The sequence below is a fragment of the Kribbella sp. genome (assembly GCF_035687465.1).
Taxonomy (GTDB): Bacteria; Actinomycetota; Actinomycetes; order Propionibacteriales; family Kribbellaceae; genus Kribbella.
In genome coordinates, this window is record NZ_DASRXP010000354.1 from 1 (window position 1) to 5,515 (window position 5,515).

The 5,515-nt window shown below is 66.9% G+C and carries 7 protein-coding genes; 2 read left to right on the forward strand and 5 right to left on the reverse strand.

The features are described 5' to 3' along the window. Positions 1-473, reverse strand: a 473-nt coding sequence (locus tag VFG33_RS18525) for a helix-turn-helix transcriptional regulator (RefSeq protein WP_325054146.1), incomplete at its 3' end; no start/stop codon positions are given. A gap of 96 nt (positions 474-569) precedes the next feature. Here VFG33_RS18525 and VFG33_RS18530 point away from each other — a divergent pair. Next, positions 570-1,406: a class I SAM-dependent methyltransferase gene (locus tag VFG33_RS18530; protein ID WP_325054147.1), complete on the forward strand. Its 837-nt coding sequence runs from the start codon at positions 570-572 to the stop codon at positions 1,404-1,406. On the opposite strand, the gene cpt is transcribed toward VFG33_RS18530, so the two are convergent. The 3 genes from cpt to VFG33_RS18545 form a co-directional block, all read right to left on the reverse strand. Next, the gene (gene cpt / locus VFG33_RS18535) at positions 1,407-1,943 is read right to left on the reverse strand and encodes a chloramphenicol phosphotransferase CPT (RefSeq protein WP_325054148.1); all 537 of its coding nucleotides are present in this window, start codon (positions 1,941-1,943) and stop codon (positions 1,407-1,409) included. It abuts the gene before it with no gap. 15 nt (positions 1,944-1,958) lie between these two features. Continuing rightward, a complete protein-coding gene (locus VFG33_RS18540) occupies positions 1,959-2,588 on the reverse strand; it encodes a lysoplasmalogenase family protein (protein ID WP_325054149.1) in 630 nt (209 codons plus the stop codon). Positions 2,589-2,707: 119 nt separating this feature from the next. After that, a complete protein-coding gene (locus VFG33_RS18545; protein WP_325054150.1) occupies positions 2,708-3,430 on the reverse strand; it encodes a VOC family protein in 723 nt (240 codons plus the stop codon). 155 nt (positions 3,431-3,585) lie between these two features. Between VFG33_RS18545 and VFG33_RS18550 the strand changes: the two genes are divergently transcribed. Further along, positions 3,586-4,332: a DinB family protein gene (locus VFG33_RS18550; protein ID WP_325054151.1), complete on the forward strand. Its 747-nt coding sequence runs from the start codon at positions 3,586-3,588 to the stop codon at positions 4,330-4,332. Between the two features lie 4 nt (positions 4,333-4,336). Here the strand turns inward: VFG33_RS18550 and VFG33_RS18555 are convergent. Then, positions 4,337-5,515 (reverse strand): RNA polymerase sigma factor (locus VFG33_RS18555; protein WP_325054152.1); only part of this gene is annotated, 1,179 nt, incomplete at its 5' end.

The following is a 5,515-nucleotide window of genomic DNA, read 5'->3' on the forward strand; positions in this document are numbered from 1 at the left end:
CGGCTCGAGTAGGTCAGCCGCACCTTCAGCCGCCGAACCACGGCATCCTGCAGATCCTTCACGACGTCCGGCCGATCCTTCTCATGCTCACCCCAGCGCGCCGGATCGATCACCACAGCCTCAGCCGCCGCCTCGGCATCACCCCTGAACGTCTCAGGAAGAGCCCGTACGAGCTTCCGCAGCGCCGCTTTCGCCTCCGGCGCGATGGATGCCGCCGGGCCGACGAGCAGGAACAACGCCTGCGCCTCGGACGACGTCAGCCCACTCAGGTCGGTCCGCGACCCACCCAGCAACGACCATCCACCGTTGCGCCCAGGCTGCGGATAGACCGGAATCCCCGCGGTCGACAACGCCTCGAGATCCCGCCGAGCCGTCGCGACAGAGATCTCCAGTTCCTCTGCCAACTCGGCTGCCGTAACCCGCCCACGAGCCTGCATCAACAGCAGAGTGGCAACCAGCCGATCAGCACGCATACCCCGAGTCTCCCAAACAAAGTGCCCACCCGCTGAGCACTTTCACCCCATCCATATTCGATCGCGCAGCCGGAACGCCCGGGGCATGATGGCGGCATGGTTGTGAGCTGGGAGTGGGATGACACGTTGTTCTCAGGCGCGGCTCCGTACTACCAACGTGGTCGACTCCCGTACGCACCTGGCTGGATAGACACGCTCGCCGAGGCTCTAACCCTCGACGGACAGGGGCGCCTACTCGACATCGGCTGTGGACCAGGCACTCTCGCCCTCAGCCTGGCGGATCACTTCAGTGAGACTGTCGGCGTCGACCCCGACCGCGGCATGATCGCCGAAGCCACGCAACTGGCAGAAGACGCGGGCCTATCCCAGAAGACGCGCTGGATCCAGGCCCTCGCCGAGGAGTTGCCCGCGGACCTCGGCATGTTCACTGTCGCGAGCTTCGGCAACTCCTTCCACTGGATGGACCGTGACCTGGTGGCGGCGACGGTCAAGGACCTGCTCCAGCCGACGGGCGCCGTAGTACACATCGCAGACCTCAAGACCGAGACCCGAACCGTCGAAGGCCTCCCACATCCAGCAGTTCCTTACCCGGCCATCCAGGACCTGGTCGAGCACTACCTAGGACCGGTACGCCGAGCCGGCCGCGGAGTACTGCCGAACGGCACGCCAGGCAATGAGGCCGCCGTCTTCAGCCGAGCAGGTTTCGCCGACAGGGAGCGCTACGTCGTACCCGGGGGACACGCCCTGGTCCGCACAGCCGATGAGGTCGTGGCCCTGGTGTTCTCCACATCCTCTTCTGCACCACACCTCTTCGGCGTCCAACGCAACGTCTTCGAGGCGGACCTCCGGCAACTTCTTGCGGAGACCTCACCCACGAACCGCTTCTCCGAACGCCAGCCGAGCACCGAGATCTTCATCTGGCGCAAACGCTGATCAGCTGACGTACTGCGCGATGGTCCGAGCGCAATCGATGGCCTCCGCGTGGGTGGAATCGACCTCCACGTCGTACTTCACGCCCTCGTGCACCACGTCAGCCTGCAAGGCGGCCATGCCGACAGACCGGTCACCCCGGGCGAGCTCGCGACCCGCAGCGACCTCCGCGCTGCACCGCACCCCGACCCACAGGACCTCGAGGTTGCCGAGGGCATCTTGCCAGCGTCGCTGCGAGGACGCTCCGCCGAGGAAGACATCGTCGACGATGATGTTCGCGCCGCCCCGCGCCATCGCGACGATCCCGTTCGTCCAGGCCGCCTCCAACTGCCGGAACACCGGTCCGACGACCACCTCACCGTCCGGACCGAAGTCGATGCCGGCGTCCGAGGCCTGCATCGCGGCCGGCAGCGCATCGACGAAACTGTCCACCCCGAACGCCAGCCACGGCTCCGCCAGAACCGCCTGAAGACATCTCACGATCCCCGACTTCCCCGAACTGGACCCACCGTTGAGGACAATCAGCTTGACTTCAGACATGCACCAGATCCTAAATCAGTGATCGGATGCAGTCCTGGGGGAGCGAAGGCCCGAGGCCAGGAAGTACTGGCCGGCGGCGTAGGTCGACATCACCAGGGCGCCGCGGAACGGGAAGTCCCGGCCGGCCAGGCGCATGGCGATCAACGCGTCGGAGATCAGGAAGAGCGTGCCGCCGAGCCCGCTGCGTGGACTGTGCCAGCGCGAGACGATGGCAGTTGCTGTGAGCAACAGTGCGTAGACCGCGACCGGCACTCGTTCAGCGCCGTTCATCCCCGGGGTGAGCAGCGCGACCATGGCCGCCCACAGCGCGCCGTACGCCGCCGCCACGCGCCACGACCGTTCTCCGGGCTTGGACAGGAACACAGCTAGGTAGCAGGCATGGGCTGCAGCAAAGGCCGCCATCCCAGCCAGCTGCAGATCAGTCTCCAGCAAGAGGTCGCCGGCCGCTGACGCCAACAGCGCGGCTTGCAGCATCGGCGGCGCCTGCTGGGTCCGAGCCCAGGAGAGGAGCAAAGGCATCAATGTCACCTTGCTGGCCCGCTTCAGCACCTTGGCGTCAAACGCGATGGCGGCCACCTGCACCACGGTCGCACCCCAGAACGCCGTCAACCGCCGCCGCTCACTCGCCAGCTGCCCCAACTTCATACCGCCGAGTCTGCCGTACGCCGACGCCGTGGCTGGTGAACACTCGCGATCGAACAGGCAAAACGCCGGTGTAGCGATCGCGATCGCGAACAGCACCCGCCATCGCCGTCCACTGCCCCCTAGCGAGGAGTCAGTACGCAGAACTCGTTGCCGTCGGGGTCGGCCAGCACGATCCAGCTGACCTCGCCCTGGCCGATGTCGATTCGGGTCGCCCCGAGCGAGACCAGACGGTCGACCTCCGCCTGCTGATCACCGTCAGCCGGGGGAGCGAGGTCGAAGTGCAGCCGGTTCTTCCCGGTCTTCGGGTTCACCGGGGGACCGCCCCAGGTGATCTTCGGGCCGCCGTGCGGCGAGCGGATCGCGGTCTCTTCGTCCTGGTCCCAGACCAGCGGCCAGTCCAGCGCCTTGCTCCAGAAGTACCCGACCTCCTGCGAGCCGTCGCTCGACAGCGCACCGATGAATCCACAGTCAGCAAGGAAGTTGTTGCCCGGCTCGATGACGCAGAACTCGTTGCCTTCGGGGTCGGCGAGCACCACATGAAGCGCGTCCGCACCCTGACCGATGTCGAGATGCCGGCCACCGAGCTCGAGCGCCCTCGCCACCGTCTGCTGCTGCTCCTCGAGCGACTGACTCGTCAGATCGAAGTGCACCTGGTTCTGCCCGGTCTTCGGCTCCTGACTAGGAAGAAATCGCAACCGGAACCCAGTGTCATCGCTCGGCAGCAGCGCGATGCCGTCGTACGGGTCCTCGACCACCTCCCAACCCAGCACACCACCCCAGAACCCCGCGAGACCACGCGGGTCCTTCGCATCGAACGAGAGCGCAACGAGCTGAGTAGTCATCCTGCAAACTAAGCACCCCGCACCTGCCAAGCAAAGCGATTAAATTGCCACTTGTGGCACCGGCCGAGTATTGACGCCCATGGCAGCAGCTGTCGTACGCTCACCGCGCCATCGCCGAAGCAGCGCTGTCACCACCCGTTAGGCCGGAGGTCAGCATGGCAGCCTTCAACCAGTTCGATGATCTGAAGGAAGCGCAGTTCGTTGATGTGAACCTGCGCGGGGCGCGGTTCGTCCGATCTGATCTGTCCGGTGTGGTGATGCGCGCGGCCGAGGTGGCCGGGGCGGACCTCGACGCACCGTGGCTCCTCGCCGGCGAGAACGTCCTGCTCGTCAACGGCGTCAACGTCGTCCCGTTCGTCGAGGCCGAGCTCAACCGCCGCTTTCCCGGCCGCGCCGACCGGCAGGCCGCCGATCCCGACAGCCTCCGCGCAGCCTGGGCAGCGCTCGAACGCATCTGGGCCGACACGATCGAGCGGGTCGCGTCGATGCCGGAAGGCACGGTCGACGTTTCCGTGGACGGCGAGTGGTCGTTCGCGCAGACGCTGCGGCACCTGGTGATGGCCACGGACACCTGGCTGGGCCGGGCGATCCTCGCGATCGATCAGCCGTTCCATCCGCTAGGTCAGCCGAACGTCGAATACGAGACCGACGGCAACGACATGTCGGTCTTCGCGACAACCAAGCCGTCGTACGCCGAGGTACTCGAAGTCCGGGCCGACCGCGTGGCCATGGTCCGCGACTTCCTCGCCACGATCACCGCGGACGACCTGACAGCGATCCGCAAGAACCCTTGGGCCCCTGAGTATCCCGAGACCGTTCTGTCCTGCCTCCACACGATCCTCGAGGAGGAGTGGGAGCACCACCGCTACGCCGTACGCGACCTCGACGCGCTGACCAAATAGAGAGCTAACTCCCCAGTTGGTCGCGGCGGCGGGTCAGATAGGCGATCTCGGCGGTGTTGCCCGCAAGCTCGATGGCTTTGTCGTACGCCGCCCGCGCCTGCTGACTGTGGCCCAGCCGGCGCAGCAGGTCGGCGCGGGTCGCGTGGTACGCGTGATAGCCGGCCAACTTGTCCTCAAGACGGTCGACGGCTGCCAATGCCACCTCCGGCCCGTCCAGCTCGGCGACCGCGATGGCCCGGTTGAGGGCGACGATCGCCGACGAGTCGAGGCGGACGAGCTGGTCGTACAGGGCAACGACCTGCGACCAGTCGGTGTCGCGGACGTCGCGGGCGGAGGTGTGCACAGCGTTGATCGCCGCGAGGATCTGGTACCGACCCGGAGCCACTCCGGCCGCCAGGCGCTCGCGCACCAGCCGATGCCCCTCGGCGATCAGCGCCGCATCCCAGGCCCCTCGATCCTGCTCGTCAAGGGTGACCAGTTCGCCGCTGGCCGAAACCCGAGCCGTACGGCGAGCCTCGGTGAGGAGCATCAGCGCCAGCAGCCCGGCCACCTCACCGTCCTCCGGCATCAGGGCACGGATCTGGCGAGTGAGCCGGATCGCCTCGGCGGTGAGGTCGTGACGCACGGGATCGGTGTCGGGACCGGTCGCCAGGTAGCCCTCGTTGAACACCAGGAAGAGGACAGCGAGTACGCCGGAGACGCGGGCCGGGAGATCCTCCGCGGACGGCACCCGATAGGGGATGCGAGCAGCCTTGATCTTGGCCTTCGCGCGGGTGATCCGTTGCCCCATGGCGGTCTCCTGCACCAGGAAGGCGCGGGCGATCTCGGGCACGGTCAGACCGCCGACCATGCGCAGTGTCAGCGCCATCCGGGTCTCCATCGCGAGCGCCGGGTGACAGCAGGTGAAGACCAGCCGGAGTCGCTCGTCGTCGATGGCGCCGAGAGGCTCGGGGGAGTCGTCGTCGGACACCATCAAAGCCTCCTTGTGCTTGTCGTCGCGTTTGTTCTCACGCCGGATCCGGTCGATCGCCTTACGGGTGGCGGTCGTGGTCAACCAGGCGCCGGGATTCGGCGGTACGCCGTCGGCCGGCCACTTCTCGACGGCGATCGCGAACGCCTCGGCCGCCGCCTCCTCGGCGATGTCGAGATCACCGAATCGTCTGGTCAGGGAGGCGATCACCCG